This is a genomic window from Streptomyces sp. NPDC050433, from assembly GCF_044458565.1.
GTDB lineage: Bacteria > Actinomycetota > Actinomycetes > Streptomycetales > Streptomycetaceae > Streptomyces.
On record NZ_JBITIB010000003.1, the window covers coordinates 251,825 to 278,471 of the forward strand.

The window sequence follows — 26,647 nt, forward strand, 5'->3', positions numbered from 1 at the left end:
CTGCCGACGGGATGCCCGGCAGGGGGGACGGAAGGCTCGACGGACCCTTGCGAGAACCTTGCAGGGGACTGTTCACGGTCTACGGGCCCTGGGAGTCGTCGCGGACGGCCTCGGCCCGTTCCGCTACGAGTTGGCGGCAGTGCCGCGCGCGGTCCGCGGGTTCGTCCGTCAAGGCGGCCAGCTCGGACAGATAGCCCAGCACGTCTGTGGTGAGGTCGAGATCCGGCCCTCCGGACAGGAAGGATTCGGCTGCTGCCCTCACTCCCTGGTCCGGGCCAAGGATCACCGCCTGGAACAGCGTGATGACGGCGAGGGAGTCCTCATCCAGAGTCGCCGTGGGCGTGGCGAACAGTTGGCGCCACTGCTCAGCACACGTCCCGAACCCTGACTCCACGGTGTCCAGCATCAGCCTCTCGAAGACATAGCCGACTTCCTCCGGGTCGGCTTCGACCGCCCGGTCCAAGTCCTCCCGTGCCTGGTCGTAATGGCCTGCTTGCCGGTGCGTCTGACCGCGTGTGGCGAGGGCCCAGTCGAAGGCGGGATTGAGTTCGACAGCGGCGGTGAAGTCGGCGATGGCCTCCTCCAACCGGCCCGCCTGCCGATGCGTCTCCCCGCGATGGGCGAAGGCCCACGCAAACGTCGGGTCGAGTTCCAGCGCGGCGGTCAGGTCTGCCACGGCCTGCTCGTACCGACCCGTCTGCCGGTGCGTCGCCCCGCGCCGGGCGAAGGCCGACTCATAGGTGGGCTCAAGTTCAAGAGCCGCGGTGAAATCGGCGACAGCCTCCTCGTACTCGGACGCTCGCCGACGCGTCTCCCCGCGTTGGGCGAGGGCCCACGCATACGTGGGCTCCAGTCCGACAGCCGCGGTGAAATCGGCGACAGCCAGCTCATACCGGCCCGCCAGCCGATGCGTCTCCCCACGCTCGGCAAGGGCCCACGCATACGTGGGCTCCAGTCCGACAGCCGCGGTGAAATCGGCGACAGCCAGCTCATACCGGCCCGCCAGCCGATGCGTCTCCCCACGCTCGGCAAGGGCCCACGCATACGTGGGATCGAGTTCCAGGGCCGCGGTCAGGTCGGCGACGGCCTCCTCGTACCGGCCCGCCAGCCGATGCGTCTCCCCACGACGGCCGAAGGCCCAGGCATACGCCGGGTCAAGCTCGACAGCCGCCGTGAAATCGGCAAGCGCCTCCTCGTACCGCCCCGCCTGCTGATGCGTTTGACCGCGGTCGCCGAGGATCCAGGATTGCGCGGGGTCGAGTTCCAGGGCAGCGGTCAGGTCGGCGACGGCCTGCTCGTACCGGCCGGCCAGCCGATGCGTCTCCCCACGACGCGCGAAGGCCCAGGCATACGCCGGGTCAAGCTCAAGAGCCGCCGTGAAATCGGCAAGCGCCTCCTCGTACCGCCCCGCCAGCCGATGCGTCTCCCCACGGTCGGCGAAGGCCCAGGCGAACGTGGGATCGAGTTCGAGAGCCGCGGTCAGGTCGGCGACGGCCTCCTCGTCATGGCCGGCCAGCCGATGCGATTGGCCACGATCCCCCAGAAACTGGGGTTGAGAGGGGTCGAGTTCCAGGGCAGCGGTCAGGTCGGCGATGGCCTCCTCGTACCGGCCCGCTCGCCGATGTGCTTCTCCGCGTCCCGTGAGGGCCCGTGTCCGGGTGTGGTCGAGTTCCAGGGCAGCTGTGAAGTCGGCGACCGCCCCGTCCGTGCGGTTGAGCCAATTTCGGGCTTCCGCACGGTAGATCAGCGCCAAGGCGTTGCGGGCGTCGAGGGTGACGGCCCGGTCAAGTTCGGTGATGGCCTCTTCGTCGCGGTCGGCGAGGTAGAGCCTGCGACCGCGGTGGGCGTGCGCCCAGCCCCGCGCCTCGGTGCTCAGATCGGGGTGTGTCAACAGGATGCTGAGACACGCGAGGGCCGGCTCGTCGTCGGCCAGGGTCTCCCTGAGGCGGCCCGACCAGTCGAGCAGTGCCGCGTCGGCGGTGTCGTGCGCGGCCTGTTCAAAAGTCTCCAGCCACTGCCGCAGCACCGCCGTGTCCTGCCCCGCGGCCTGCACCAGCTGCTCCAGTGCCGATGTCGCGTAGCCGGCGGGGTGCGCGCACAGACGGTGGTACGACTCGTCCAGCCGGTGCCGGCGCCATCGGGCGGATCCCCAGCGTTCCCACTCGGCAAGGTCCTCCTCGACCGACGTACGCCAGGCGGCATGGGTGTCGGCGAGCCGGACGTGCGCCGCGGTCCAGCGCTGCGGCGAGTGGGCGCGCTGCTGGCGGACCAGACTGGCGCGTACCACCGCGTGGTAGTTCTTGAAGTCGCCTCGACCGCCGACGAACGGCTGTCCGCACAGCCACTCCCACAGGCCCTCGGCTTCCGGGCTCACCGCGGCGGCGAACACGTCCTCGTTCAGCTGTAGCGGCAGGGCGCAGGCCCGTACCGCCTCGCGCTGGTGGTGGTCCGTGATCCACTGGACGAAGCGCTCGACCGCTGCGTCCGTCACGTCGCCGCCCGCGTCAACTTCCTCGGCGGTGGTGGGGCGGGCCAGCGCAAGGAGCGCCACCAGCAGCGGCAGCCCCATCGAGAGCCGCAGCACCGCCTCGACGACGCCCGGTTCGCTCACGCCTCGCGAGGCGAGGAGCGAGCGTGTCTCCGCCTCGGTGAAAACCTCCAGCGGCACGTCCGCCACCTGCGCCCGCAGCGGCGCCCACTGACGCTCCGCGAGTTGGTCGCGGCCGGCCAGCACCACCATGACGTTCGCCGGTACGGGACCGAACTTCTCCTCCAGCAGGCTGAGCAGCCACTCGTCCAGATACGGCCCGGTGTGCTCCCAGGTGTCGAAGAACAGCACCACCCACAGATGCCGCTGCGACAGACGCTCCAACTCCGCGACGAACGCCCGGCTCAGACTCGCGTCGTCACTCCCGCGTGCCCGCCGCTGCGCCCGTGCGCGGGCCCCGGACCGCAGCCGGTCCAGCCCCTGGGCGGCGGCGTCCGGGTTGGTCATCGCGGTGACGACACCGGCCCCCGGAAGCAACGACGCCGCACCCAGCGCGGCCTGCGTCACGATCCGGCTGGACACGGACGCCTCCCCGTCCACGGGCGCGGGCTGAGCGGGAACGCTCTGCTCGCGCAGGAGTTGTTCCAGAGCTTTGTCGAACTCCTTGAGAGGACCGGTCTGTTCACCCAGCTGCCTGGCCAGCCCTGCCAGGGCCTGCCGCACGCCGTGCACATCGCTCTCGTCCACCACGGCGGTCACGGCGCCGGCGTCCCTGGCCGCTTCCTGCCACTGCCGCAGCAGGGTGGACTTCCCCACCCCGCCCACCCCGCGTACGTGGAACAGGAACTCCGCCGGATCCTCGTAGGACTGAGGATCTTTGTCCAGGTTCTCCGCGAACAGCGACAACTGCGCCCGCCGCACGACGAATTGGGCCTGTTCCCGCTGGCGGATCAGTTCACCCCGCGACAGCCGCCGACCTCCCGGCATGGCGTCCCCCCTTGACTCGAACTGCCGTACAAGCGGTCAGAGTTTGCGTGCCACCGCGCCGTACATCGCGATGTCGGGGTCATGGACGCCCTGTTGCTCGGCCTCCGGCCGCCACTTGTGGACCTGCGCGACGCCGGGCTCGACCAGCTCCATGCCGTCGAAGAAGGACAGGGCGGTGGCGTGGTCGCGCAGCACCATCGGCATGTTCTGCCGCTCGTACTCCTCGGCCACCCGGCCGACTTCCTCCGGCGCGAAGTCGGCGGTGCCGATCGTCATCGCCAAGTAGCTGCCCGCCGGGAGCGGTTCGAGCAGCCGCTGTACGAGTTGGTGGTCGCCGGGCGGCCGGATGAAGTGCATGATGCCGATGATCATCAGGCCGACCGGCGCGTCCAGATCCAACAGCGCCTGGAACTGGGGGCTTTGGGTGATGGCGTCCGGGTCCCGCATGTCGGCGTCGATGTAGGCGGTGGCGCCTTCGGGGCTGCTGTTCAGCAGAGCACGGGCGTGCGCGAGGACGATCGGGTCGTTGTCGACGTAGACCACATGGGACTCGGGCGCGACCTCCTGGACGACCTCGTGCAGGTTCGGCGAAGTGGGCAGCCCCGTACCGATGTCGAGGAACTGCCGGATGCCCTTCTCCTGCGCGAGATACCGGCCGGCACGGTGCATGAAGCGGCGGTTCTCCCGCATGTGCACGGGGAGCGCGGGCCAGTGACGGCACATCGCGTCACCCGCTTCGATGTCGACCAGGTAGTGATCCTTACCGCCCAGAATGTAGTCGTACACCCGCGCCGAATGGGCGGTCTTGGTGTCGATTCGATCCTTTGGGTTCCGCATCACCGCTCCACACGTTCGTTTCTGCCAGACCTCGTGGCAACGCTACCGCTTATACGTTCCGTCGGCGCCGGGCGAGAGGAACGGCGCCGACGGCGGCTAACCTGCTGTGTCATGCGGGAGACGCGTCTGGACACAGCTCGGATCCGGGCGGCTCGCCGGGTCATCGACCCGATATTTCTGGACACTCCGCTCTACCGCGGCGAGGCGCTGGAGCCCGTCCTCGGGTGCACGGTGAGTATCAAGCTCGAAACGGCGAACCCGGTCCGCAGCTTCAAGGCCCGAGGCACCGAAATGGTCGCGAGCCTGCTCGCCGACGGCGACTCACGGGCCGTGGTGTGCGCCAGCGCCGGCAATCTCGGTCAAGCACTCGCCTGGTCCGGTCGCGGCCGGAGCCTGGACACCACCGTCGTGGCATCCCGCTTCGCGACAGCGGCCAAGCTTGATCGCATTCGCGCACTGGGCGCCACGCTGGAACTCGTGGACGGCGACCACGAGTTGGCTCGCGAGCGCGCGGCGGACATCGCGCGGTACGAGGGCATCCGGCTGGTCGAGGACAGCCTTGACATCGAGACCTGCGAGGGCGCCGCGACCATCGGCCTCGAACTGGTCGACGCCGCACCGTCGTTCGACGCCGTTCTGATCGCTCTCGGCGGCGGCGCGCTGGCCACCGGTGTGGGTCATGTGATGAAGGACTTGGCGCCCGACGTCGAGGTGATCTGTGTCCAGCCGCTCGGCGCACCGGCGATGACGCTCTCGTGGCGCGGGCGGCACGTCGTCACCACGGAGTCGGCCGACACCATCGCCGACGGCGTCGCCGGCCGGCGACCCATCCCGGCCGTCCTGGACGATCTCCTCCTGGTCGCCGACGACGCCGTCCTCGTCCAGGAGGCGTCAATCATCGCCGGGATGCGGCTTCTCCTCGACCACGCCGGTCTCGTCGTCGAACCGTCGGCCGCGCTCGGCATCGCGGCGACCCTCGAAGACCGCGAGCGCTTCGCCGGCCGACACGTCGTGACCATCGTGTGCGGCAGCAACGTCGACATGGACGCCTATCACCGCTGGGCCGGCGCGACTCCCCTCCCCGCGGGTCCGTAGACCTGAACGGGGCCCGCTCCGCGCCGCCCGGGATTCTCACCAGTCGTGGACCGTCCCGTCCTGGAGCCGGTTGACCGGCAGATAGGCCGGGTCGTACGGGTGGGCGGCGGCCAGTTCCTCGTCCAGTTCGACGCCGATGCCGGGGGCCTCGCCGGGGTGCAGGTGGCCGTCGGTGAAGGTGTACGCGTGGCGGAACACCCGTTCGGTGAGCGGGGTGTGGCCCGAGTACTCCTGGATGCCGAAGTTGTGGACAGCTAGGTCGAGATGGACGGCGGCGGCCATACCGACCGGGGAGATGTCCTCGGGGCCGTGCACGGCGCTCTTGATCTGGTACTGCGCGGCGAAGTCGAAAAGCTTCCTGAGTGGCGAGACCCCGCCGAAGTGGGTGACCGCCGAGCGCACGTAGTCGATCAACTGCTCGGTGACCAGGGTCTGGTAGTCGTACACCGTGTTGAAGACCTCGCCGATGGCGAGCGGCGTCGTGGTGTGCCTGCGCACCAGCCGCAGCCCTTCCTGGTTCTCGGCGGGTGTGCAGTCCTCCAGCCAGAACAGCCGGTACGGCTCAAGGTCCTTGCCCAGCCGGGCCGCCTGGATCGGGGTGAGCCGGTGGTGCGCGTCGTGCAGGAGCGGCAGTTCGGCACCGAACTCCGCGCGTACGGCCTCGAATACGGTCGGTAGGTGGCGCAGATACGCGGCGGTGTCCCAGTCCTCGACCACCGGGCGGGGATGCGACGCGGGCGGGGCGTCCGCGGCCGGTCCGGTCGTGGCGGAACCGCCCACGCCGTACACGGTCTTGAGGCCCGGTACGCCGGTCTGGACGCGGACGGCCGGGTAGCCCTGCGCCAGCTTCTCCCGTATCGAGTCGAACAGCTCCGGCAGGTCCCGTCCGCTCGCGTGCCCGTAGGTGCCCACCCGTTCCCGGCTGGCACCGCCCAGCAGTTGGTACAGGGGGAGTTCGGCCGCCTTGGCCTTGATGTCCCACAGGGCGACGTCAACGGCGGCGATCGCGGCCATGGTGACCGGGCCGCGCCGCCAGTACGCGCCGCGGTACAGCGACTGCCAGGTGTCCTCGATCCGGTGCGGATCGAGGCCGATGAGGAGCGGGACGACGTGGTCGCGGAGGTAGCTCACGACCGAGAGTTCGCGGCCGTTGAGCGTCGCGTCGCCGAGTCCGGTGAGCCCTTCGTCGGTCGTGATCTTCAGGGTGACGAAGTTCCGGCCGGGGCTGGTGACGACGACCTTCGCGTCGACGATCTTCATACTGTTTCGCTCTTTCCGAGCCGCGACGAGGCGGCTGTACGAGTACGGTCTGGACAGAACAGGTGCCGGGAGAGGAAGTTGGGCGGCCTGCTCCGAAAGGCCTCAGCCCTTCGTGGCGCCGGAGGTCAATCCGGCGACCAGGTATTTCTGCCCCAGGACGGCGGCAAGTACGACAGGCACGGTGATGAGGGTCGCGGCGGCCATCAGACCGCCCCAGTCCGTGCTTGCGTAGGAGATGAAGTTGAACAGCGTCACCGGAACCGTCTGCGTGTCGTCGTCGGCGAAGACGAGCGCGAACATGAAGTTGTTCCAGCTGAAGACGAAGGCCAGGAGCGAGGCGGTCGCGGTACCGGGTGCGGCCAGTGGCAGCGCGATCCGCCAGAAGGCGCCGAACGCGGAGAGCCCGTCGGTGCGGGCGGCCTCCTCCAACTCGACCGGCAGCCCTGCGAAGAAGCTGATCATGATCCACATGATGAGCGGCACCGAGACGAACATATGGCTCAGGATCAGCACGGTGTAGGAGCCGACCAACCCGGCCTGCGCGAACAGGTAGTACCAGGGCACGAGCAGGGAAATGGCCGGGACGATACGGGCAACGAGGATCAGCGATCCTGTGCGGTACATCCCGAAGCGGCCCACCGCCCACGCGGCCGGCACCGCGATCAGTGCCGACAGGACGGTCGAAACGACGCCGACGAGCAGGGAGTTGCCCATCGAGCGGACGATCTGGCCCGCTTCGACGATGCTGCGGAAGTTGTCGAGCGTCGGTGTGAACCACAGGCCCACGCTCGGATCGGTGACCTGGACGTTGGTCTTGAAGGCCGCGGCGAACATCCAGATCACCGGCAGCGCGAAGATCAGGGTGACGACGCCGATCGCGATCCCGCGCAGCCACGAGCCGTACGCGCGCCGCTTGGTGCGCCCGGTGGAGGGAGAAACGACGGCACTCATACGGCATCCCTTCCGGCACGGCGGCGGAGCAGCACCACGACGCCGATGATGAACAGCGTGAACAGGACGAGGACGGCGGCGGCGAGTCCGTACTCCTGGTAGTCGAAGGTCAGCCCGTAGGCGTAGACGTTGAGCGTCTCCGCCTCGAAGTCGGAGCCGCCGCCCGCGCCCTTGGTGGCGTACAGGATGTCGAAGGTCTTCAGCGCGTCGACGGCCCGTAGGACGAGGGCGGTCGCGAGCGTCGGGCCGAGCATCGGCAGGATCACGTACCGGAAGCGCTGCCAGCCGCTCGCCCCGTCGACCAGGGCCGCCTCCTCGGGCTCCTGGGGCAGCGTCGTGAGCCCGGCGAGCAGCAGCAGGGTCATCATCGGGGTCCACTGCCACACGTCGATGAGCATGAGGGTGGGCAGTGACTGTCCGACCGAGCCGAGAAACTCCTGACGGGGCAGGCCGACCGAGGAGAGCAGATGGTTGGCGATGCCGTTGGTCGGGTCAAGGATCAGCAGCCACAGGATGCCGATCGCGACCGGCGTCGTCAGCAGCGGGATGATCAGGACGGTGCGCACCCAGCGCATGCCCCGGAAGGCCTTGCGCATGAGCATCGCGAGGGCGAGCCCCAGCACCGTCTCCAGTGCGACCGCGCCGATCGTGAAAATCACGGTGCGGCGCGCGGCCGGCCAGAAGCGGCGGGTGTCCCCGAGCGTGTCGGCGAAGTTGCTCAGGCCCACGTTCTTCTTGCCGGCGTTCACCGCTCCGAAGGCGTCGGTGAAGCTCAAGTTGAGGGTGAAGACCAGCGGAAAGATGATCATGAGGCCGACGAAAAGCAGTGCGGGCGCGAGCATCGTCCACTTCAGCCGCCGGTTTGCCTGCTCGAAGGTACGGGGCGGGCGGACACGGGGCGCGCTGGTACGCGCCGGCTTGGCGGACACGGCGGCCGACCCGGCCTCAAAGACATCGGTGCGGGACATCAGTTCTCCCTGTGGCGGTTGTCGCGGACGAGGAAATCCGCGAACTCCGCGTTCGCGTCACGGACCACGGGTTCGACCGGCTCGCCGAGGATTCCGGCGACCAGTGGCCGGCCGACGATGTCCCTGGCCCGGCCGACCTGGAGGACGCGCGGGCGGTCGTAGCCGAGCCCGCGCGCCGCGTTGACGCGCATGGTCTCGGCGAGCTGCGGCGGGAAGGAGGCGAGGGTCTTCGCGTCGGCCCACGCGGAGGCGCGGGCACCGGGTATGCCGTCGGCCTGGATCGCGGCGACCATCTCCGGGCTCGACGCCCAGCGGATGAACTCCCACGACTCGTCCCGCAGCCGGGAGAACGCGTTGATGCCCAGGCTCCAGGACGGGATGTTGTGGGGCCGGGCGCCGGCGGGACCGGCGGGGAAGGCGGCGAAGCCGACCGTCTCGCGGACCGTCGAGATCTTCGGGTCGAGGAAGCTGCTGTAGATCGCGTCGGCGTCGATGTAAAAGGCCGCCTTGCCCTGCGCGAAGATCGGCATGGCCTGTTCGAGGCTCATGTTGGTCGCGCCCGGCGGCCCGGCCTTCGCGAGGAGCTTTCCGTAGTACGTGTACGCCGCGAGCGCCTCCGGGGTCGCGATGGCGGACTTCCCGTCCACGACGAAGTCCCCGCCGTACGAGTAGAGGAAGCTCGACCACTGGGACACGGCGCCGGCGCGCTGGCCGCGCCCCACGTAGCCGAAGAAGTTCCTCCGCCGGTCAGCGAGTTCGAGCGAGGCGTCCATGAGCGCGTCGAGGGTCGTGGGCGGTCCGCCCAGGTCCCCGACGAGGTCTTTGCGGTAGTAGAGCACCGGGCGCTCGGTGACCACCGGCACGCTGAGCACCTTTCCCGCGGTCACCGAGGCGTTGCGCGGTGCCGGCTGGAAGTCGCCCCAGGCGAAGTCCTTGTCCGTCTCCACCCGGTCGGTGAGATCGGTGAGCCAGTTGTTGTGCGCGAAGAGCAGTTGCTCCTGGAGAGCGCGGACCATCATCACATCGACGTCCGTGCCGGAGGCGTTGAGCTTCACGTTGTAGCTGCTGGCGAGCTGGTCGGAGGTGAGCATGGTGACGGAGACCCGGCGCCCGATCAGATCCTCGAACTCCTCGGTACGGCGCTGGATCGCCTGCGCCCAGACGTGGTTGATCGCCATGATCCGCAACGGGGTGCTCGCGGACGGTTTCCCGCGCGGGGGCGCGCAGGCGCCGAGCGCCCCAAGACCTGCCGCACCCGCGACGCCGGCGGCCAGCCGGCCGAAGGAACGGCGGCTGAGGGACTGGCGGCTCGTGGACATCCTTGTCCTCGTCTCTCTCGATCTCCGGCACTCTGGTCCAACTGGTAGGACCAGTTCAATCGAATGGAGGGGAGGTTAACAGCAGCGACGAAATCCGGCCACCCCCCTGACCGGCAGACGAGACCAGGGGGGGGTGTCTTGCCCAGTGGAGCCCTACCGAGGACGGCCGTCCGGTGCCGACGGCTCCGACCGGTACGCGCCCCGGCGCCCCTCCGACTCGGCGAGCAGCGAGTCGATGTGGTGCTGAGCCATGACGTTGACCGGAATGTCGAGGTCAGCGCCGTAGGTACGCAGGCCGAGCGTGAGATGGGCGCGCATCCGCTCACAGGCCAGCTCGACGTCGCGGGCCTCGATGGCCGCGAAGATGTCCGGGTGGTGCGGGACTCCGGGCTCGGCGATCGACGGATCGGAGTTCGAGCGGAGCATCATCTCGAACATCATCCCGCTGATCGAGGAAAGCATGATCCGTAGCACGGGGTTGCCGCTGGCCGTCGCGACGGCGTCGTGGAACTCCATGTCCGCCTGCGCCTTGACGACGACGTCCGTCGATGTCTCCAGCGCGTTCACGGCGGCCCGCATGATCTCGATGTCCTCGGCACTCGCCCGCAGGGTGGCGAGCCGCACCGTCTCGACCTCCAGCGGCAGCCGGGCCTCGATGAGCTGCCGCACGGTGGGCCGACCGGCCCGGTACAGGGCGTCGTACCCCCTGGCCTGCCCGGAACTCTGCTCCAGTACGAAGGAACCGCGCCCCGGGGCCACCTCGATCAGATGCTGCGCCTCCAGCCGCCGCAGCACCTCGCGCACGACGTTCCTGCTGGACCCGAACTGGGCCGCCAGCTCCCGCTCGGAGGGCAGCTTCGTACCGACGGCGATATCCCCGGACCGGATCTCGTGCTCCAGCTGACGGGCGATGCGCTCGGTGAGGAGGCCCCGGCGCGCGGAAGGGTCAGGTGTCGGCATGGACCGGAGAATATCGCCCCTCCCGGACACTCCGCCGCGAGCCGGCTGGTCACGCCCCCGCCTGAGCGCGACGTCACGGCGTCACGGCCTCACGGGCGGGGCTTGTTCGCGAACACCCAGCGGTTGCCCTCCAGCGCGTCGTTCCGCTGCTCGGGCAGTGGGCCGCGTCCGTGGCGGCGGGTGAAGTCGAAGGGGGTGTGGACCGCTGTGGACCAGCCCTTGCTCCGTAGATCACCTGCGGAGTCGGGCCGCGGCTCACCGTCGAACAGGTTGAGCAGGTCGATACCGATCTGGTCCTTCGTGGCGGCGTAGAGCGGGCTGTCGCGGTAGTCCCGCAGGTCCTTTTCGAGCTTGACCTCGTACGCCAGAGCGCTTCCCCCCGCGCTCAATCCGTCCACCGTGTCGATGAGATAGGTCTCGGCGGTGATCGGCAGGTAGAACAGCAGCCCCTCCGCCAGCCAGACGCTCGGTGCGGCCGTGTCGAAGCCGGCGCCTGCCAGTGCCCCGACCCAGTCCGCGCGCAAGTCGATCGGGATCGGTACACGCGCCGCCTTCGGAACGGCCGACAGTCCGCCGAGCACCTGGTGCTTGAACGCCAGCACACCTTCCTTGTCGATCTCGAAGATCACACAGCCGGGAGGCCAGTCGAGCCGGAAAGCCCGCGCGTCCAACCCCGCCCCGAGCAGGACGACTTGGCGGGCGCCCCCGGTGTGCACCGACCGCAGCAGGAAGTCGTCCAGGACCCGCGTCCGCAGACCGAAGTAACGTGCGAAACGTCCCCACAGGGGGTTCGCGTCCCCGTCCGGGACCTGCCGCGGGTGGACCGGCCAGCGCGCGGACGCCGGTGCGGCGCGCACGAAGTGCTCCGCGTAGACGTCCTGGGCCAGGCTGTCGTCGCGGTGGGTCTCGATCGCGCGTGCCGCGGCGACCATGAGAGCGGTGAGACCGATGCCTCCCTCCACGCCTTCCGCGCGGGTGTCCCGATGCGCTGTGTCGGCCATGCGTCCTCCCTCTGTACGGGTTACGGGTTACGGGTGACGAGCAGGGATCACGAGAAGTCGGTCCGGCCCGTCCGTCAGGCGTGCGGCAGCAGGACGGGTTTGACCACGCGTCCCGCATCGCAGTCGCGTTCGGCCTCGTTGATGTCGGCGAGCGGGTACGTACGGATCAGTTGGTCGAACGGAAACAGCCCCGCCTGCCACAGCCCGGTCAGCCGTGGAATCAGCAGGCCCGGCACCGCGTCCCCCTCGCAGATGTGGGAGATCCGCCGGCCCCGGTCCAGCGTCCCCGGTTCGAGTGGCAGCGCGGTGTGGAGCCGTGCCACCAGACCGAGGTGGCCGGTCGGGCGCAGAGCCCTGAGCGCGTCGTTGATCAGCCGGGCGGAGCCCGTGGTGTCCAACGCGTACTGAGCACCGCCGTCGGTCAGCCGCTGAACACGGTCGGGCAGACCGGCCGACGCGGCGTGCAGCGGGATCGCGTGCAACTTCTCGGCCAGCGCCAGCCGTTCGGGGTGCCGGTCGACGGCCACGGTCACCGCCCCGGCGGCGGTGGCCGCCATCACCGCGGCCAGACCCACCGCTCCCGCGCCGAAGACGGCGACGGTGTCGCCGGGGCCGACACCGAAGGAGTTGAGAACCGCTCCGGCGCCGGTGAGGAAGCCGCAGCCGAGCGGTCCGAGGAGTTCGACGGGCAGCGAGGGATCGACCCGTACGGCGTTGCGGGCCGGGACCATGGCGTACTCGGCGAACGAGGACTGACCGAACCACCGGGGCGCCAGCTCGCCCCCGGCCGCGTCGGTGAAGCGTGCCGCGTACTCCTTTCGCCCTCCGAAGAGGTTGAGCGCGGCGAAGGAGTCGCAGTAGGCGGGGGCCGCGCCGAGGCAGTTCCGGCAGTGTCCGCAGGAGTCGAAGCTCAGCACCACATGGTCGCCGACACTCAGACCGGTCGCCGGGCCGCCGGTCCCCACCACGACCCCGGCTCCCTCGTGGCCGAGCACGGCCGGCAACGGTGAACGGCCGGCCGAACGACGGACCGCGAGGTCGGTCCGGCACATCCCGCAGCCCGCGATCCTGACCAGGACCTCGCCGTCGGCCGGTCCCGAGTTCAGGATCACCTCCTCAAGGGCGAAACGGCCTTCGCACGAGCGCAGTACCGCCGCGCCGAACCTCGTCGTCACGTCTCCTCCGGACGGTGTACAACGAACGGCCTGAGGTTTCCGTAGAGTCCCCACGGCCCGCCCGCGACCCCGACACCGCTGTCCTTGATGCCCGCGAAGGGCTGGGCGAGGGAGAGTTCCGCGTGGTGGTTGATCCACGCCGTCCCGCACTCCAGCCGGTCGGCCACCGCCCCGGCCCGGTCGAGATCGGTCCCCCACACCGAGCCGCCCAGCCCGAATCCGGTGTCGTTGGCCGCGTCGACGCTTTCGTCGAGGCTCCTGTACGGCAGCACCGGAAGCACCGGGCCGAACTGCTCCTCCGTCACCACGGGGCTGGCGGGCGGGACATCGGCCAGGACGGTCGGGGCGAAGAAGTAACCCGGTCTGTCCAGCCGGTGGCCACCGGCCGCGGCTCGGGCACCGTCTGCCAGGGCCCGCGCCGTGCGGCGTTCCACTCCGGCCAGTTGGGGGGCGTTGTTGACCGGCCCCAGCTGTGTGTCCGGGTCGAGCCCGGCTCCGACGACGACGGTCTTGGCGTGTTCGGCAAGCGCCTCGACCACCCGTGCGTAGAGCCGGGCGGGGGCGTAGACCCGCTTGACGGCCATGCAGACCTGTCCGCAGTTGCGGAACGCCGCCCAGAACAGCCGCTCCGCGATCCGCTCCACATCCACGTCGTCCAGCAGGATGGCCGCGTCGTTCCCACCCAGTTCCAGGGTGACTTGGGCGAGCGAGGCCGCCGCGCCCCGCGCGACGGCCCGTCCCGTGGGAACGGAACCGGTGAAGGTCACATGACGGATCCCCGGATGGGACGCGAGGCGGGCGCCGAGGGGTTCGCGACCGGTGACGACCGTCAGTACGTTCTCGGGGAGGGCGGTGGAGAGGACGGACCCCAGCAGCCGGGTGGCGAGGGGCGTGAACGGGGAGGGCTTGAGCACCACCGTGTTGCCCGCGGCGAGCGCGGGTGCGAACTTCGCCGACGCGAGTTGGAGGGGGAAGTTCCACGGAACGATCGCGGCGGTGGGCCCGAGCGGTCGCCAGCGGATCTCGCCGCGTACCGGCCGACCGTCCGTGATCTCCTGGGACTCAGGGGCCAACTCGGCGCCCATTTCGCCGAAGTAGCGCAGACGGGCCGCCGCGCGGGCGACCTCCGCGTACGACTCCGCCAGGGGTTTGCCCTGTTCACGGGTGAGCAGCGGAGCGAGATCGGCCCCGGCCGCCTCGACGGCGTCGGCAGCGGTGAGCAACGCCTTTGAACGGGCGAGGGAGTTGGCCCGCCAGCCGCGCCAGGCCTCGTGCGCCCGCCCGACGACGGCGTCCAACTCCTCCGGCTGCTGGTCGGGAGCCTCGTCGAAGGCCTTGCCCGTCGCCGGATCGAGGACAGGGAAGCGCCCACCGCGGGTCCCCGGCGCGCGACCGGGATGGCTCCTCGGCATGCCGGCGGTCAGCCGACGGCGGCGACGGCAGCCGCGTGTTCCCCGGCATGCCGGTCCATCTCCGCCCGGAAGGCGGCCACCAACTCCGGCTTGATCCTTCCCGTATCGCGGTCACCCCTCTCGCAGACGGCGCCGCGTACGCCCACGATGTCCGTGCCGATGCCGGTCAGCACGGCGAGGTCCGCGGCCTTGACGCTGCCTGCGAGAGCGGCCAGCAGATCGGCCTCATGGGCCAGCCTGACGAACTCCGCGCAGACGTCGGGCGGCAGGTGGTCGAACAGCCGCGTCCCGTCCTTGATCGCGGTGTCGAGCATGGCCGCGTCGGAACCGGACCGGCGGGCGATGTCAGGCAGCGAGAGCGGGTTGACGCAGCCGATCCGGTGGGCGTCGGCGTAGCCCGAGGCGACGACGAACGCGTCCGGCCGGTAGTCCTTCACCGCCCGGACGACCCCGCGCATCACATCGGTGGCCTGGTCGGGCGTCGTGCATCCGTAGAGACCGACCTTGATGTACGTGGCTCCGGAGACCACCGCGCCGAGCGCCGCCTGCGCCACCGTGCCGGGCTTGTACGGTACGTCGCCCACGGTGGCGGACAGCGGCTTGTCCGCGGGGACCGCGTCACGGATCTCCTTGATGACCCAGGGGAAGTTCGCACCGAGCGAGCCCTCGGCGGGTCTCTTGACATCGATGATGTCGAGGTGTTCGGCCGCCTTCACGCAGTCGAGGGCCTCTTCGACACTGTCGGGAGAGATGAGAAGCAACAACGTGGACTCCTTCCACCGCATGTCCACCCGCCGAAGGGCAGGTGTGCGGAGTCGCCTGGAACGCGTACGGTCCGCTCATCATTTCCGCGGCCTGTGATCTTTGACAGGGCGTGCGGAGGACCGAACGGGTCACTGCCATCCCCTCCTCACGCCCCCAGCGCGCACCACTCACCACCCCTCCGCCGCAGGCGCTGATCGACCAGTTCGCCGCGTCGCTGGCCCCCAAGGGGGCCAATGTCGCCGCTCTTGATGCCGCGCAGCGACCCGTCCGGCGCCCACGATCCGCAGACCTCCGCCACCTGACGCCCGCCGGTCACCGGCGGAAGCCCCTCGGCTGCACGCCCATCCGGGTGGGAGTCGGCGTTTCCTCCGCGGGAACACGGCCCAGCCACGCCCTGCCTGTGCCATGAAGGTGTCGTAACCGGGGAGTCCCCGGATGCTCACCGACAACACGAGGAATCGCCATGAGCGCACCGCACACCGGGCAGGGAATCGTCTCCGTGCTCGCCGGGGTCCTGCTGGCCGGCACGGCATTTTCCGCCCCCGCCGTCGCCACCGACCACCAGGCAGCCACGGGACCGGTCTCCCTTACCGCGCAGACCGACCGGGCCTCCGCGGCCGTCGTCTTCAGGGGCCGGGTCATCGCCCACCCCTCGCTCAACGTGCGCAAGACCCCGAACACGAACCACAAGCCGATCCGCTCGATCCCGTTCGGCACCGTCATCGACATCAAGTGCAAGGTCAACGGCCAGGTCGTGGACGGCAATCCCCGCTGGTACCTGCTGAAGAAGGGCGGCTGGGTCGCCGCCCGCTATGTCGAGAACATCAACGGCATCCCGCCGTGGTGCTGAACACGACTCACTGACCACCGCCCCGGCAAGCCGGCACTGCGAGACTGAGCACCGCGCGCGGTGCAGAGAGGCCGGACCCCAACCGCTCCGCACGAATGGCCAAGGGCCGGTTTCGGATTACTCCGAAACCGGCCCTGACCTGTGACTCCTTCGAGTCGGGACGACAGGATTTGAACCTGCGACCCCTTGACCCCCAGTCAAGTGCGCTACCAAGCTGCGCCACGTCCCGCTGTACGGCCGACCAGGCGTTCTCCCCTGCGGCCACAGTGGAGAACATTACCCCACCTCGGACCGGCGGCGGGCCGCCCAGGATGTGGGAGGGGTGGGAGGGGGACGGGTGACAATCGGGGTATGGCGGAGAAGCGGCGGGATCGAGACGTCGAAGGGCGGGCGCGGAACGCGCGGCCGAGGGATGGGCTGGGGCGGCCGTTGCCGTACGGGGCGCCCGGAGTCGAGCGGCAGCCCGAGGGGGTGGTGCGAGCGCCGGGCGAGACGCTGCGGGAGGCTCAGCGGCTGCTCGACACCGGCATGCCGTTCCACGCGCACGAGGTGTTCGAGGACGCGTGGAAGTCGGGGCCCGGTGAGGAGGAGGCGCTGTGGCGTGGGATGGCGCAGCTCGCGGTGGGGCTGACACACGCGGCGCGGGGCAACCCGACGGGCGGGGCGCGGCTGCTGCTGCGGGGTGCCGAGCGGATCTCCGGGTACGGGGCGCCGTACGGGATCGACGTACGCGGGCTGACCTCGTGGGCCCGTGAGCTGGCGGAACGGATCGCGGAACGCGGTGGGGACGGCCCGGTGGACGCGGCAGTCGAGGCGCCGCGCCTGACGCTGACCGACCGCCCGAAGGGTGGTGAGTGACACTCCCGGACAGCGGGCTCAGCTACACCCTCGTTCGGGCCTCAGCCTTCCTGACCTGCGCATGTATCCGCAGCAAGATCTTCCCAGGCAGATCGATACGCATCTGGATTCGGGGACAGGGGAGTTGCGATGATCACGAGGTGGGACGCGCCGGGTACCCCTGGGATTCCACGGCAGTTGGGTGCCCGACGCGTAACGGACAACGGTGGCATCGCCCCCGGTCAGTCCTCGACCAGGACGACCTCCAGCGTGCGCGGACCGTGCACACCCTCGACCCGGTCCAGCTCGATGTCACTCGTCGCCGACGGACCCGAGATCCAGGTCAGCGGCCGGGTCGGGTCGAGCCGAGGCAGCGCCTGCGGTACGGAGGCGACGACCTGCTCCGGCGCCCGGACCACGCAGATGTGGTGGTCCGGGACGAGCGAGATACGGCGCCGGCCCTGGTCGGGGCTGCCGTCCAGGACGATCGTGCCGGTCTCCGCGATGGCGACGGCGCAGCCGGTGACGACGCTGTCGACCTCGTCCAACTCCTGTGCGGTGGAAGCCTCCCGGTCGTGGATCCGGGTCGGATCGGCGGCGGCGAGCCACGACGGAGGCAGGCCCGGCGGGACGAGCACCGTACGGGAACCGTGCTCGGCGAGCAGTCGCATCAGGAGTTCCGTGAGCCCGGCGGAGTCGGTGCGGTGGACGAGGGCACGGTAGTCGGCCAGGTTCTCGGCCAGCAGGTCGACCATGCCCGCGTCGGGGGTGTGCGTGTCGAGGTAGTCGCGCGTGACGTCGGGCGCGTCCGGCGCGTCGGCGACAGCCGCGCGGATGCGGGCCAGGATGCGCTCGCGCGAACCGTTTCCCGGAGCGGCGGACGGGTCGGTGGTCATTACGGCTTCCTCCCGTCCGTCTTCGGCTTGCGGTTCTTCTTCCACCAGTCGCGGAACGGCTCCGCCGGCATCTCCGGCAGTTCCCTGCTCCGCGTCCACGCGCCCGCGCCCGGCAGCTTCGACGGGTGCAGCCTGCGCGTCTTCGACGCGGCCCGCTCCCCCGCCCCCAGCACGCCGGGATGGTCGAGCACCCACCCCGCCGCCTTCATCGCGGCCTTTTCGAGCCGGTGGCCCTTGCCGCCCTGATCGGCGACCCGCTCCCGCAGATGGACCAGTACCTCGGGGATGTCGATCGCGACCGGGCACACCTCGTAGCAGGCGCCGCACAGCGACGACGCGTACGGCAGCGAGGCGTCGATCTCGCTCTGGGTGCCCCGGAGTTGGGGACTGAGGATCGCGCCGATCGGACCCGGATAGACGGAGCCGTACGCGTGCCCGCCCGCCCGCTCGTACACCGGGCAGACATTGAGACAGGCCGAGCAGCGAATGCAGCGCAGCGCCTGGCGGCCGACCTCGTCGGCGAGGGTGTCGGTGCGGCCGTTGTCGAGGAGGACGAGGTGGAAGGTGCGCGGCCCGTCGCCGTCGGCGGTGCCGGTCCATGTCGAGGTGTACGGGTTCATCCGCTCGGCCGTCGACGAGCGGGGCAGCGTCTGGAGGAACACCTCCAGATCCCGCCAGCTCGGCACCACCTTCTCGATACCCACGACGGAGATCAGCGTCTCGGGCAGCGTCAGACACATCCGGCCGTTGCCCTCGGACTCGAAGACGACGAGCGTGCCGGTCTCGGCGACCATGAAGTTGGCGCCGGAGATGCCGACCTTCGCGCGCAGGAACTTCTCGCGGAGGTGGAGCCGTGCCGCCTCGGCGAGGTCGGCCGGGAGGTCGGTGAGGCCGGCCGGCGCCGCGCGGCCCCAACTGGCCATCTTCTCGCGGAAGATGTCGCGGATCTCGCCGCGGTTGCGGTGGATGGCGGGGACGAGGATGTGGGAGGGGCGGTCGTCGCCGAGCTGGACGATCAGTTCGGCGAGGTCGGTCTCGTACGCCGCGATACCTTCGGCCTCCAGGGCCTCGTTGAGACCGATCTCCTGCGTGGCCATCGACTTGACCTTGACGACCTCGGTCTCACCGGTGGCCTTGACCAGGTCGGCGACGATCCGGTTGGCCTCGTCGGCGTCGGCCGCCCAGTGGACGGTGCCGCCGGCTGCGGTGACCTGGCTCTCCAACTGGAGGAGGTAGCGGTCGAGATGACGGAGCGTATGGTCCTTGATCTGCTTCCCGGCCTCGCGCAGCTCGGCCCAGTCGGCGAGTTCGGCCACCGCCTTGGCGCGCTTGTCGCGGATGGTGTGGGTGGCGTGGCGCAGATTGCCGCGCAGGGTCTTGTTGTGCACGGCCTCCTTCGCCGCCCGCGGGAAGGACGGCATACCGACGAACGTCCCGCTCATACGAGGGGCTCCTCTCGGGTGCTCGCCAGGATGTCGGCGAGATGCAGGGCACGCAGCGGTGCTTCCGCACGGCGCAGCACGCCCCCGATGTGCATCAGGCAGGAGTTGTCGGCGCCGCACAGGACCTCGGCGCCGGTGGAGACGGCGTTGCTGACCTTGTCCTGACCCATGGCGGTCGATACGTCGGAGTTCTTCATGGCGAAGGTGCCGCCGAATCCACAGCATTCGTCGGCGCCGGGCAGCTCGCGCAACTCCAGTCCGTCGACGGCCTCCAGGAGTCGGCGCGGTCTGTCGCCGAGGCCCAGGAGGCGCAGGCCGTGACAGGACGGGTGGTAGGTCACGGTGTGCGGGAAGTAGGCGCCGACGTCGGTCACTTCGAGGACGTCGACGAGGAATTCGGTCAGCTCGTAGGTGCGGGAGGCGAGGGAGGCGGCCGAGGCGTCGCCGATCTTCGGGTAGTGCTGCCGGACCATGGCGGCGCAGGATCCCGAAGGGGTCACCACGTAGTCGTACCCCTCGAAGGCGGCGGCCGTGCGGCGTACGAGCGGTTCGGTCTCCTTGCGGTAGCCGGTGTTGAACTGAGGCTGTCCGCAGCAGGTCTGCGCCTCGGGGAAGTCGACCTCCACTCCGAGGCGTTCGAGGAGCCGCACGGTCGCGATCCCGGTGGACGGATACACCGCGTCGTTGACACAGGTGACGAAGAGGGCGACACGCATGGCCGGAGCATATGCCGCGACCTGCGGTGAACGTAAGACCCACGCAGACATCCGATGTATCGACGGGGACGGAAGGCTTCCGCCTCCATGAGGCAGACTCGGCCCGGTGAGAAAGATCTATGTGATCGGCATCGGCGCGGGTGACCCTGATCAGCTGACCCTCCAGGCGGTCAAGGCGCTGAACCGGGTGGACGTGTTCTTCCTGCTCGACAAGGGCGAGGCGAAGGCGGACCTGATCCGGCTGCGGCACGACATCCTCGCGGAGCACATCGTGAACGGCCGGGAGTACCGGCTGGTCGAGGCGCGCGACCCGGACCGGGACCGGACGGCCGGCGGCGCCGACTACTCCCCCGCCGTCGGCGACTGGCGCAGCCGACGCGCCGACATCTACGAGCGGATGATCACCGACGAGCTGGGCGAGGACCAGGTCGGGGCGTTTCTGGTGTGGGGCGATCCCGCGCTGTACGACTCGACGCTCGGCATCCTGGACGAGATCCTGGCGCGCGGCACGGTCGGTTTCGAGCATGAGGTGATCCCCGGCATCAGCAGCGTCTCCGCGCTGCTCGCCAAGCACCGTACGGGGCTGAACCGGGTGGCGCGCCCGGTGCAGATCACCACGGGCCGGCGGCTGGCGGCGGCGTGGCCGGAGGGGGTGGACGACGTGGTGGTGATGCTGGACGGACACCAGTCGTTCCGCCACTACCTGGCGGAGGATCCCGTCATCCACTGGGGCGCGTACGTCGGGACGGCGGACGAGATCCTGATCTCGGGGCGGCTCTCGGAGGTCGCGGACCGGATCGTGGAGGTACGGGCGGAGGCCCGCGCCCGCAAGGGCTGGATCATGGACACGTATCTGCTGCGGCGGGACTGAATCCCAGCCGGGTCAGTGCGGCTCGTACGTCGGGCACTTCCGGTACGCCGTCGGGCGCGGGCGGTCGTTCGATCATGACCACGGGCAGCCCGAGTTCGCGGGCGGCGGTGAGTTTCGCGGCGGTGGCCGGACCGCCGCTGTCCTTGGTGACGAGGACGTCGACGCGGTGTTCGAGCAGCAGCGCGGTCTCGCCTTCGAGGGTGTACGGGCCCCGGTCGAGCAGGATGTGGATGCTGCGGGGCAGGGGTGGCTCGGGCGGTTCCACGGTACGTACGAGGAAGTGCAGCCCGTCCAGTTCGGCTCCCGCGAAGGCGGCGAGCCCCTGGCGCCCGGTGGTGAGGAAGACCCGCCTGCCCCCGAGTACGACGAGCCGCGCGGCGGCGTCCGCGAGTGAGCGTGCGGGGTGACGGCGGTCCCGCGGGTCGGCGGGCCAGCCGGGGCGGCGCAGGGCGAAGTGGTCGATGCCGGTGGCGGCTGCCGCCCGGGCGGCGTGGGCACTGATGGTGGCGGCGAAGGGGTGCGTGGCGTCCACGAGGACGTCGATCCGCTGCTGCCGCAGCCACGCGGCGAGGGCGTCGGGTCCACCGAACCCGCCGACGCGGACGTTCCCGGCGAGGCGTGCGGCCGGGTTGGCGACCCGCCCGGCCAGGGAGGTGGTGACCCGCACGTGCGGGGCGGTCGCCGCGAGCGCGTCGGCCAGGAGCCGGGCTTCGGTGGTGCCACCGAGGATGAGCACGCGCGGGTCGGACATACGGACGAGGCTACGGGGGCGGTACGGGCAGAAGGAGGCGGGCCCCGGCGTGAACGGCCGCCCAGTCGGTACCGCACGCCCGGCCCAGGGCGCGGCGGAGCCAGGTCGCACGGTCCTGCTGTTCGTGAGAGGCCGGAGCCAGAACCAGAATTGAATGACGGTTCGAGTCTCCCGAACTGGGCAATCCAACCTAACACTCCTTTCTAGCATGCGAGTTGGGGAGCCGCGGCGAGTCGAAGCAGTCGTTGACCAGGAGGGCGGGGGGTCATAAAGGGCCGTATCGCTGCCGTGTTCGGGGCCATGCAGGGAAGCGGCTATCTGCTCTCCGCCCGCATCGTCCTCACCGCACGGCACTTACTGAGCGATGACATGGCGACGACGGTCGTCGTGCCGGACGGGCGCGGGCGGATCTCCTGCCGGACTCTATGGGCCGGCGACACGGACGAAGGCGACGCGGCGCTGCTGCTCGCTGACGAGGACCTGGTGACCCCCGAGACGGTCCGGGCGTTCCAGCCGAACCGATTCGGACGCGTCGCCGGCATCGCGCCACTGCTCGACTGCTACTCCCTCGGATATCCCCAAGTGCGGCGGTACAACGGCCGGAAGCTGGACATCGAGCAGTTCCAGGGCACGATCAAGCCGGCGTCGGGGATCGTGCGCGGCGGATTCGTCCTGGAGGGAGCAGGCACTCCTCCCGCAGCACGGGATGACGGGCAGTCACCGTGGGCCGGGATGTCCGGCGCGCCGGTCTTCTCCGGCAGACACCTCATCGGCGTGGTCACCAGCGACGGGGCCGGCTGGCAGCACAGCCGGCTCGCCGCGGTCTCGTTGCACAGTCTTGCGGGCGTACCCCGCGTTGCCAGGCTGTTCGAAATCCACTTCGGCGAGTACCTGCACTGCACGTTGCTGCACCGGACACCCGACATCTCAGCCGAGTTCGAGAGTCGCTACTGCGCCTACGTCGCCGAGACATTCGGGGAGCTGAGCATCTTCGGTCTCGACCTCAGCCGATCCGAGCACGCCCAGTGGCCGCTCGACTCGGCCTACCTGAGCCTCGAACTCGTCCGCGGCCGAGGGGACGACGATGCGCCCACCGTGCAGGAACGCGGCCGGGTCGAGACCGCCTTGCGCAACCGGTGGCGTGTGCTGCTGCGCGGCGGAGCCGGTTCCGGCAAGACCACACTCGTGCAGTGGCTGGCCACGAACGCGGCACGGGACACATTCCCCGACCAGCTCGCCCACTTCAGCGGACGAGTCCCCGTCGTGCTGCCGCTGCGCACACTGGTGCGCGGCGCCGTGCTGCCCGCACCGGCGGATTTCCTGAGTGCCGGAGGGCATCCGTTGAGCCCACCCCGCGGATGGATGGACGCGGTCCTCACGGAGGGGCGCGGACTGCTCCTCCTGGACGGCGTGGACGAGATGCCGGAGGCGGACCGCGCGCGGACGAAGGAGTGGCTGCTCAAGCTGCTCACCGCCTATCCGCGCACGGCCGTGGTGGTGACGACCCGTCCGACAGCGGTGGATGACGGGTGGCTGAGCCGCAGGGACTTCGCCGAATTCCAACTGCTGCCGATGAACGGGCGGGACGTCACCTCCTTCGTGCAGCGGTGGCACACGGCAGCACGCTCGATCGCCCAGCGTGGCTTGGAGCGGGCCGAACTGCACACGTATGAAGGACAGTTGCTGTCCATACTCCCCCGCAAGCAGGACCTCGCCCGACTCGCCACCAACCCCCTCATGTGCGCCATGATCTGCGCCCTGCACCGCGACCGGCGGGGGTTCCTGCCGGACAGCAGGATGAACCTCTACGGCGCGGCGCTGACCATGCTGCTGGTCCGCCGCGACGGCGAACGGGCGGTCGGGGCGCCGGAGGGACTCATGCTCTCCGAGGACGCACAGCAGAAGATCCTTCAGGAGATCGCGTACTGGATGATCCGCAACGAGATCGCGGAGGCCGGGCAGCACGATGTGGTCGCGCGTATCGCCCGGCTCCTGCCGGCCATGCCCCATGTGGCGCCGCCCGAGGACGCCCCACAGGTCTTCCGGTTCCTCTTGCACCGAAGCGGCCTTCTGCGCGCGCCGACAGCGATGACGGTGGACTTCATTCATCGGACGTTTCTGGATTATCTGGGGGCACGGGCGGCCATCGACGCGCAGGACATCAACCTCGTGGCCGCACGCGCCCACGAGCCGCAGTGGGAGGACATCGTCCGAATGGCCGTGGGGCACGCCCGCGACGGCGAGAGGGCGGCGCTGCTGACGCAACTCGTGGCTCGGGGGGACGCGATTCCCGACTCCTCGGACGGCACCCGGATGCGGATCCATCTGCTCGCCGCCGCCAGCCTGGAGCATGCCACGAGCCTCGATCCACAGGTCCGCAGGGAGGTGGAGCGACGGGCCAACGCCCTGGTACCGCCCAAGAACGTGGACGAGGCGGTGCTGCTGGCCGACGCCGGCCCGCTGGTGCTGGACCTGCTTCCCGGCCCGGAGGGTCTGTCGGACGAGGAGGCGACGGCCGTGGTGACGACCGCTCGACGGATCCGCGGGGACCACGCGTTACAGGTACTTCTTGAGTACGCGGAGCATCCGGCGCGCGACGTACGCGCCGAACTCGTCTCTGCCTGGGGGGCCTTCGACGCGACCGCCTTCGCCGAACTCGTCCTCGCCCGTGTCGTCACCGACGATCTGACGATCGCGGTGCACTCCGCGGAACAGCTCGCCGCCCTGCCCTTGGTGGGAGCCGTGCCGGACGTGACGTTCCACGGCGACTTGAGCCCCGCGGGAATCGCCGGCGCCGTCCGGGCCGTGCGCGCGGAGAGGGTCACCGTCTTCGACAACAGCCGGCTGAAGAATCTTCAGCACTTCGCGGGGCAGGCCACGTCGCTGACCCATCTGCGACTGGTGTCATGTGCGGAGGTCGACGACTACAGCGGCGTCGCGGAGCTGGGCCTCGAAAAGCTCAGCCTGTTCGGCGTGCGTGTCTCGCAGGACCTGTTCGGACTCGACGCCGCAGCCGATCTCCCGGCGCTCACACTCGGCGTGTTCAGCGGCTCGGGAGAGCCGGAGACGCTGACGCTGTCCACCCGCTGGCCCGCTCTCCCCTCGATCACCCGGCTGCACCTCGTCCTACGGATCGACGAAGACACCGGCTCCGGCCGGCTCCGGGAGTTCTTCCCGCACCTGCGACGGCTTCTTCTGCGTCTGGAATCCGACGAGCCGGTCACCGTGGACCTCTCGGCGCTGACCTGGGTTCCCGAGGTCGAGGTCACGATCACCCGCGGACCCGTACTCCTTGAGGGCGCCGATCCCTTTGTCGTCCACCGCCTCTCCCGACCCACGGAGGACCCCTCATGACCCCCGACAACCTCCCCCGCGTCGACCTCACCCAAGCCGTCCAGGCCGTCCGTGACCAGCTCCTGGCCGCCGCCATCGCCGGCGCCGGGCAGGAGCTGCGGTTCGATGTCGGGGAGATCCAGATGGAGTTCGCCGTCGAGCTACGGCACGACACCACCGTCAAGGGCGGCGTCAAGGCCTGGGTGGTCTCCGCGGACGCCGACACCGGGCGCGGCAGCACCCACACCCATAAGGTCGCCTTCACGCTCAAGCCCAGGGACGCCCGCACCGGCGAGCTCTGGGAGATCGGCAACGCCGGGCCCGGCGCCGACGTCTCCGCCTTCGGGCCCAGCGGCGACTGACCCGGCTACGCCCCCCACCCCGCCTGCTCCCCGCCCACCCGCTCCGCCACGATCCTCTTCCCGTAGCCCGACGCGTGGTATGCCGCCACCGGGTCCGCGTCCGCGCCCAGTTCTGTCCGGACCTCGGCGACCAGGGGGCGTACGTCCGTGTTGTAGGCGTCCATCAGCGCCGCGTTCGCCGCCAGGACGTCGCCGGACCGCTGGGCGGCGGCCAGTGCGTCGGCGTCCACCAGCAGGGCTTTCGCCGTCGCCTCCTGGACGTTCATCACCGAGCGGATCACCGCGGGGACCTTCTCCTCGATGTTGTGGCACTGGTCGAGCATGAACGCGATGTCCGCCGTGAGACCGCCGCCGCGGATCACCTCGTACATGATCCGGAAGAGCTGGAACGGATCGGCGGCGCCGGCCATCAGGTCGTCGTCCGCGTAGAAGCGGGAGTTGAAGTCGAAGCCGCCTAGCTTCTCCTCCCGCAGCAGGACCGCGACGATGAACTCGATGTTCGTGCCGGGCGCGTGGTGGCCCGTGTCGACCACGACCTTGGCCTTCTCGCCGAGGCGCAGACAGTGGGCGTAGGCCGTGCCCCAGTCGGGGACGTCGGTGACGTAGAAGGCGGGTTCGAACAGCTTGTACTCCACCAGCATCCGCTGGTCGTCACCGAGCCGTTCGTACACGGCCGCCAGAGCCTCGGAGAGGCGGTCCTGGCGGGCGCGGATGTCGTCCTGGCCGGGGTAGTTGGTGCCGTCGGAGAACCAGAGCTTGAGGTCGCGCGACCCCGTCGCGTCCATGATGTCGACGCACTCCATGAGGTGCCCGAGGGCCTTGCGGCGCACCGCGGCGTCCGGGTGGCAGACGCTGCCGAGTTTGTAGTCGTCGTCCTGGAAGACGTTGGCGTTGATGGTGCCGAGCCGCACTCCGCGCTCCGCGGCGTACGCGGCCAGCGCGCCGTAGTCGTCGACCCTGTCCCAGGGGATGTGGAGCGCGACGCTGGGCGCGACGCCAGTGTGGGCGTGTACGCGGGCCGCGTCGTCCAGTTTCTCCTCGGGGGTACGGGGGACGCCGGGCCGGGCGAAGACCTTGAACCGGGTCCCGCTGTTGCCGTACGCCCAGGACGGCGTCTCGACGGCTTGAGCCGCGAGGGCCGCCTTCACGGCGGAGATGTCGGATTGGTGGCTCGTCATCTCTCAACGCTCCATTCAGCAGACCATGAATCGATTCATCATGGGCGATGATGTGCCGGGCCGACCGACCTGTCAAGGCCCTGACTTGTCCGCGGCCGACGCGCCACCCCTTCATAAGGAAAAGACAGGGGTTTCCCGTGCACGCCCATTGACGCGCGGCGTTCGGCCCGTCTAGCTTCCGGAAAAGTTGAAT

22 protein-coding genes and 1 tRNA gene are annotated in these 26,647 nt (G+C 69.9%); 6 read left to right on the forward strand and 17 right to left on the reverse strand.

Annotated elements, in window-relative coordinates:
• Positions 1-79: 79 nt before the first annotated feature.
• Both ACIBLA_RS06000 and ACIBLA_RS06005 read right to left on the reverse strand, forming a co-directional pair.
• Positions 80-3,475 carry a tetratricopeptide repeat protein gene (locus tag ACIBLA_RS06000; RefSeq protein WP_399197881.1) on the reverse strand — a complete coding sequence of 1,132 codons (3,396 nt, stop codon included), beginning with the start codon at positions 3,473-3,475 and terminating at the stop codon, positions 80-82.
• Positions 3,476-3,511: 36 nt separating this feature from the next.
• Entirely contained in the window at positions 3,512-4,312 is an 801-nt protein-coding gene (locus ACIBLA_RS06005; protein WP_399197882.1) for an SAM-dependent methyltransferase, read from the reverse strand.
• Positions 4,313-4,423: 111 nt separating this feature from the next.
• On the opposite strand from ACIBLA_RS06005, the gene ACIBLA_RS06010 reads away from it, so the two are divergent.
• A complete protein-coding gene (locus tag ACIBLA_RS06010) occupies positions 4,424-5,407 on the forward strand; it encodes a threonine/serine dehydratase (RefSeq protein ID WP_399197883.1) in 984 nt (327 codons plus the stop codon).
• Between the two features lie 36 nt (positions 5,408-5,443).
• Here ACIBLA_RS06010 and manD read toward each other — a convergent pair whose 3' ends face one another.
• The 9 genes from manD to ACIBLA_RS06055 all read right to left on the reverse strand — a co-directional run bounded on the left by manD (position 5,444) and on the right by ACIBLA_RS06055 (position 15,238).
• Positions 5,444-6,667 carry a D-mannonate dehydratase ManD gene (gene manD, locus ACIBLA_RS06015; RefSeq protein WP_399197884.1) on the reverse strand — a complete coding sequence of 408 codons (1,224 nt, stop codon included), beginning with the start codon at positions 6,665-6,667 and terminating at the stop codon, positions 5,444-5,446.
• Between the two features lie 102 nt (positions 6,668-6,769).
• The gene (locus ACIBLA_RS06020) at positions 6,770-7,618 is read right to left on the reverse strand and encodes a carbohydrate ABC transporter permease (RefSeq protein ID WP_363240768.1); all 849 of its coding nucleotides are present in this window, start codon (positions 7,616-7,618) and stop codon (positions 6,770-6,772) included.
• Positions 7,615-8,586, reverse strand: a complete 972-nt coding sequence (locus tag ACIBLA_RS06025) for a carbohydrate ABC transporter permease (RefSeq protein WP_399197885.1) — start codon at positions 8,584-8,586, stop codon at positions 7,615-7,617. The genes ACIBLA_RS06020 and ACIBLA_RS06025 overlap by 4 nt, the downstream gene beginning before the upstream one ends.
• Positions 8,586-9,905 (reverse strand): extracellular solute-binding protein, encoded by a 1,320-nt coding sequence (locus ACIBLA_RS06030; RefSeq protein ID WP_399197886.1) that lies wholly within the window; start codon positions 9,903-9,905, stop codon positions 8,586-8,588. Before ACIBLA_RS06030 ends, ACIBLA_RS06025 begins: the two co-directional genes overlap by 1 nt.
• A gap of 153 nt (positions 9,906-10,058) precedes the next feature.
• A complete protein-coding gene (locus ACIBLA_RS06035; protein WP_363240765.1) occupies positions 10,059-10,865 on the reverse strand; it encodes a FadR/GntR family transcriptional regulator in 807 nt (268 codons plus the stop codon).
• 89 nt (positions 10,866-10,954) lie between these two features.
• Entirely contained in the window at positions 10,955-11,866 is a 912-nt protein-coding gene (locus ACIBLA_RS06040) for a class I SAM-dependent methyltransferase (RefSeq protein ID WP_363240764.1), read from the reverse strand.
• 74 nt (positions 11,867-11,940) lie between these two features.
• Entirely contained in the window at positions 11,941-13,041 is a 1,101-nt protein-coding gene (locus ACIBLA_RS06045; protein ID WP_363240763.1) for an NAD(P)-dependent alcohol dehydrogenase, read from the reverse strand.
• A complete protein-coding gene (locus ACIBLA_RS06050) occupies positions 13,038-14,453 on the reverse strand; it encodes an aldehyde dehydrogenase family protein (RefSeq protein WP_399197887.1) in 1,416 nt (471 codons plus the stop codon). The genes ACIBLA_RS06045 and ACIBLA_RS06050 overlap by 4 nt, the downstream gene beginning before the upstream one ends.
• 8 nt (positions 14,454-14,461) lie before the next feature.
• On the reverse strand, positions 14,462-15,238 hold the full coding sequence (locus tag ACIBLA_RS06055; RefSeq protein WP_363240844.1) for a (5-formylfuran-3-yl)methyl phosphate synthase: 777 nt from the start codon (positions 15,236-15,238) through the stop codon (positions 14,462-14,464).
• A gap of 443 nt (positions 15,239-15,681) precedes the next feature.
• On the opposite strand from ACIBLA_RS06055, the gene ACIBLA_RS06060 reads away from it, so the two are divergent.
• A complete protein-coding gene (locus tag ACIBLA_RS06060; protein ID WP_363240761.1) occupies positions 15,682-16,068 on the forward strand; it encodes an SH3 domain-containing protein in 387 nt (128 codons plus the stop codon).
• A gap of 155 nt (positions 16,069-16,223) precedes the next feature.
• Here ACIBLA_RS06060 and ACIBLA_RS06065 read toward each other — a convergent pair.
• Positions 16,224-16,297: transfer RNA gene (locus ACIBLA_RS06065), tRNA-Pro, on the reverse strand.
• 122 nt (positions 16,298-16,419) lie between these two features.
• On the opposite strand from ACIBLA_RS06065, the gene ACIBLA_RS06070 reads away from it, so the two are divergent.
• Positions 16,420-16,926 (forward strand): DUF309 domain-containing protein, encoded by a 507-nt coding sequence (locus tag ACIBLA_RS06070; RefSeq protein ID WP_399197888.1) that lies wholly within the window; start codon positions 16,420-16,422, stop codon positions 16,924-16,926.
• Positions 16,927-17,147: 221 nt separating this feature from the next.
• Here the strand turns inward: ACIBLA_RS06070 and ACIBLA_RS06075 are convergent, their stop codons facing one another.
• Genes ACIBLA_RS06075 through ACIBLA_RS06085 form a run of 3 tightly spaced genes read right to left on the reverse strand, consistent with a single transcriptional unit; the run spans position 17,148 to position 19,959 of the window.
• Positions 17,148-17,801, reverse strand: a complete 654-nt coding sequence (locus ACIBLA_RS06075) for a lactate utilization protein C (protein WP_363240759.1) — start codon at positions 17,799-17,801, stop codon at positions 17,148-17,150.
• Positions 17,801-19,243: a LutB/LldF family L-lactate oxidation iron-sulfur protein gene (locus tag ACIBLA_RS06080; RefSeq protein ID WP_399197889.1), complete on the reverse strand. Its 1,443-nt coding sequence runs from the start codon at positions 19,241-19,243 to the stop codon at positions 17,801-17,803. The genes ACIBLA_RS06075 and ACIBLA_RS06080 overlap by 1 nt, the downstream gene beginning before the upstream one ends.
• A complete protein-coding gene (locus tag ACIBLA_RS06085; protein ID WP_363240757.1) occupies positions 19,240-19,959 on the reverse strand; it encodes a (Fe-S)-binding protein in 720 nt (239 codons plus the stop codon). Before ACIBLA_RS06085 ends, ACIBLA_RS06080 begins: the two co-directional genes overlap by 4 nt.
• 106 nt (positions 19,960-20,065) lie before the next feature.
• Between ACIBLA_RS06085 and cobF the strand changes: the two genes are divergently transcribed.
• Positions 20,066-20,830, forward strand: coding sequence for a precorrin-6A synthase (deacetylating) (cobF, locus tag ACIBLA_RS06090; RefSeq protein WP_399197890.1), 765 nt, complete (start codon positions 20,066-20,068; stop codon positions 20,828-20,830).
• Here the strand turns inward: cobF and ACIBLA_RS06095 are convergent.
• Complete coding sequence (locus ACIBLA_RS06095; protein ID WP_399197892.1) at positions 20,799-21,581, reverse strand: cobalt-precorrin-6A reductase; 783 nt, start codon at positions 21,579-21,581, stop codon at positions 20,799-20,801. The two genes, cobF and ACIBLA_RS06095, sit on opposite strands and share 32 nt — an antisense overlap.
• Before the next feature lie 300 nt (positions 21,582-21,881).
• Between ACIBLA_RS06095 and ACIBLA_RS06100 the strand changes: the two genes are divergently transcribed.
• Complete coding sequence (locus ACIBLA_RS06100) at positions 21,882-24,935, forward strand: NACHT domain-containing protein (protein ID WP_399197893.1); 3,054 nt, start codon at positions 21,882-21,884, stop codon at positions 24,933-24,935.
• A complete protein-coding gene (locus ACIBLA_RS06105; RefSeq protein ID WP_363240753.1) occupies positions 24,932-25,276 on the forward strand; it encodes a trypco2 family protein in 345 nt (114 codons plus the stop codon). Before ACIBLA_RS06100 ends, ACIBLA_RS06105 begins: the two co-directional genes overlap by 4 nt.
• Positions 25,277-25,281: 5 nt before the next feature.
• Here ACIBLA_RS06105 and rhaI read toward each other — a convergent pair whose 3' ends face one another.
• Positions 25,282-26,454, reverse strand: a complete 1,173-nt coding sequence (rhaI, locus tag ACIBLA_RS06110) for an L-rhamnose isomerase (protein WP_363240752.1) — start codon at positions 26,452-26,454, stop codon at positions 25,282-25,284.
• Positions 26,455-26,647 lie beyond the last annotated feature (193 nt).

What these genes read in the sequence shown, in the direction of transcription:
- ACIBLA_RS06000 (WP_399197881.1), bottom strand. Translation starts at nt 3,475, where the DNA reads ATGCCGGGAGGTCGGCGGCTGTCGCGGGGTGAACTGATCCGCCAGCGG.
- ACIBLA_RS06105 (WP_363240753.1), top strand. Translation starts at nt 24,932, where the DNA reads ATGACCCCCGACAACCTCCCCCGCGTCGACCTCACCCAAGCCGTCCAG.
- ACIBLA_RS06085 (WP_363240757.1), bottom strand. Translation starts at nt 19,959, where the DNA reads ATGCGTGTCGCCCTCTTCGTCACCTGTGTCAACGACGCGGTGTATCCG.
- ACIBLA_RS06005 (WP_399197882.1), bottom strand. Translation starts at nt 4,312, where the DNA reads ATGCGGAACCCAAAGGATCGAATCGACACCAAGACCGCCCATTCGGCG.
- ACIBLA_RS06030 (WP_399197886.1), bottom strand. Translation starts at nt 9,905, where the DNA reads ATGTCCACGAGCCGCCAGTCCCTCAGCCGCCGTTCCTTCGGCCGGCTG.
- ACIBLA_RS06020 (WP_363240768.1), bottom strand. Translation starts at nt 7,618, where the DNA reads ATGAGTGCCGTCGTTTCTCCCTCCACCGGGCGCACCAAGCGGCGCGCG.
- ACIBLA_RS06055 (WP_363240844.1), bottom strand. Translation starts at nt 15,238, where the DNA reads ATGCGGTGGAAGGAGTCCACGTTGTTGCTTCTCATCTCTCCCGACAGT.
- ACIBLA_RS06060 (WP_363240761.1), top strand. Translation starts at nt 15,682, where the DNA reads ATGAGCGCACCGCACACCGGGCAGGGAATCGTCTCCGTGCTCGCCGGG.
- ACIBLA_RS06080 (WP_399197889.1), bottom strand. Translation starts at nt 19,243, where the DNA reads ATGAGCGGGACGTTCGTCGGTATGCCGTCCTTCCCGCGGGCGGCGAAG.
- ACIBLA_RS06075 (WP_363240759.1), bottom strand. Translation starts at nt 17,801, where the DNA reads ATGACCACCGACCCGTCCGCCGCTCCGGGAAACGGTTCGCGCGAGCGC.
- rhaI (WP_363240752.1), bottom strand. Translation starts at nt 26,454, where the DNA reads ATGACGAGCCACCAATCCGACATCTCCGCCGTGAAGGCGGCCCTCGCG.
- ACIBLA_RS06095 (WP_399197892.1), bottom strand. Translation starts at nt 21,581, where the DNA reads ATGTCCGACCCGCGCGTGCTCATCCTCGGTGGCACCACCGAAGCCCGG.
- ACIBLA_RS06010 (WP_399197883.1), top strand. Translation starts at nt 4,424, where the DNA reads ATGCGGGAGACGCGTCTGGACACAGCTCGGATCCGGGCGGCTCGCCGG.
- ACIBLA_RS06100 (WP_399197893.1), top strand. Translation starts at nt 21,882, where the DNA reads ATGCAGGGAAGCGGCTATCTGCTCTCCGCCCGCATCGTCCTCACCGCA.
- ACIBLA_RS06050 (WP_399197887.1), bottom strand. Translation starts at nt 14,453, where the DNA reads ATGCCGAGGAGCCATCCCGGTCGCGCGCCGGGGACCCGCGGTGGGCGC.
- ACIBLA_RS06035 (WP_363240765.1), bottom strand. Translation starts at nt 10,865, where the DNA reads ATGCCGACACCTGACCCTTCCGCGCGCCGGGGCCTCCTCACCGAGCGC.
- ACIBLA_RS06070 (WP_399197888.1), top strand. Translation starts at nt 16,420, where the DNA reads ATGGCGGAGAAGCGGCGGGATCGAGACGTCGAAGGGCGGGCGCGGAAC.
- ACIBLA_RS06025 (WP_399197885.1), bottom strand. Translation starts at nt 8,586, where the DNA reads ATGTCCCGCACCGATGTCTTTGAGGCCGGGTCGGCCGCCGTGTCCGCC.
- ACIBLA_RS06040 (WP_363240764.1), bottom strand. Translation starts at nt 11,866, where the DNA reads ATGGCCGACACAGCGCATCGGGACACCCGCGCGGAAGGCGTGGAGGGA.
- manD (WP_399197884.1), bottom strand. Translation starts at nt 6,667, where the DNA reads ATGAAGATCGTCGACGCGAAGGTCGTCGTCACCAGCCCCGGCCGGAAC.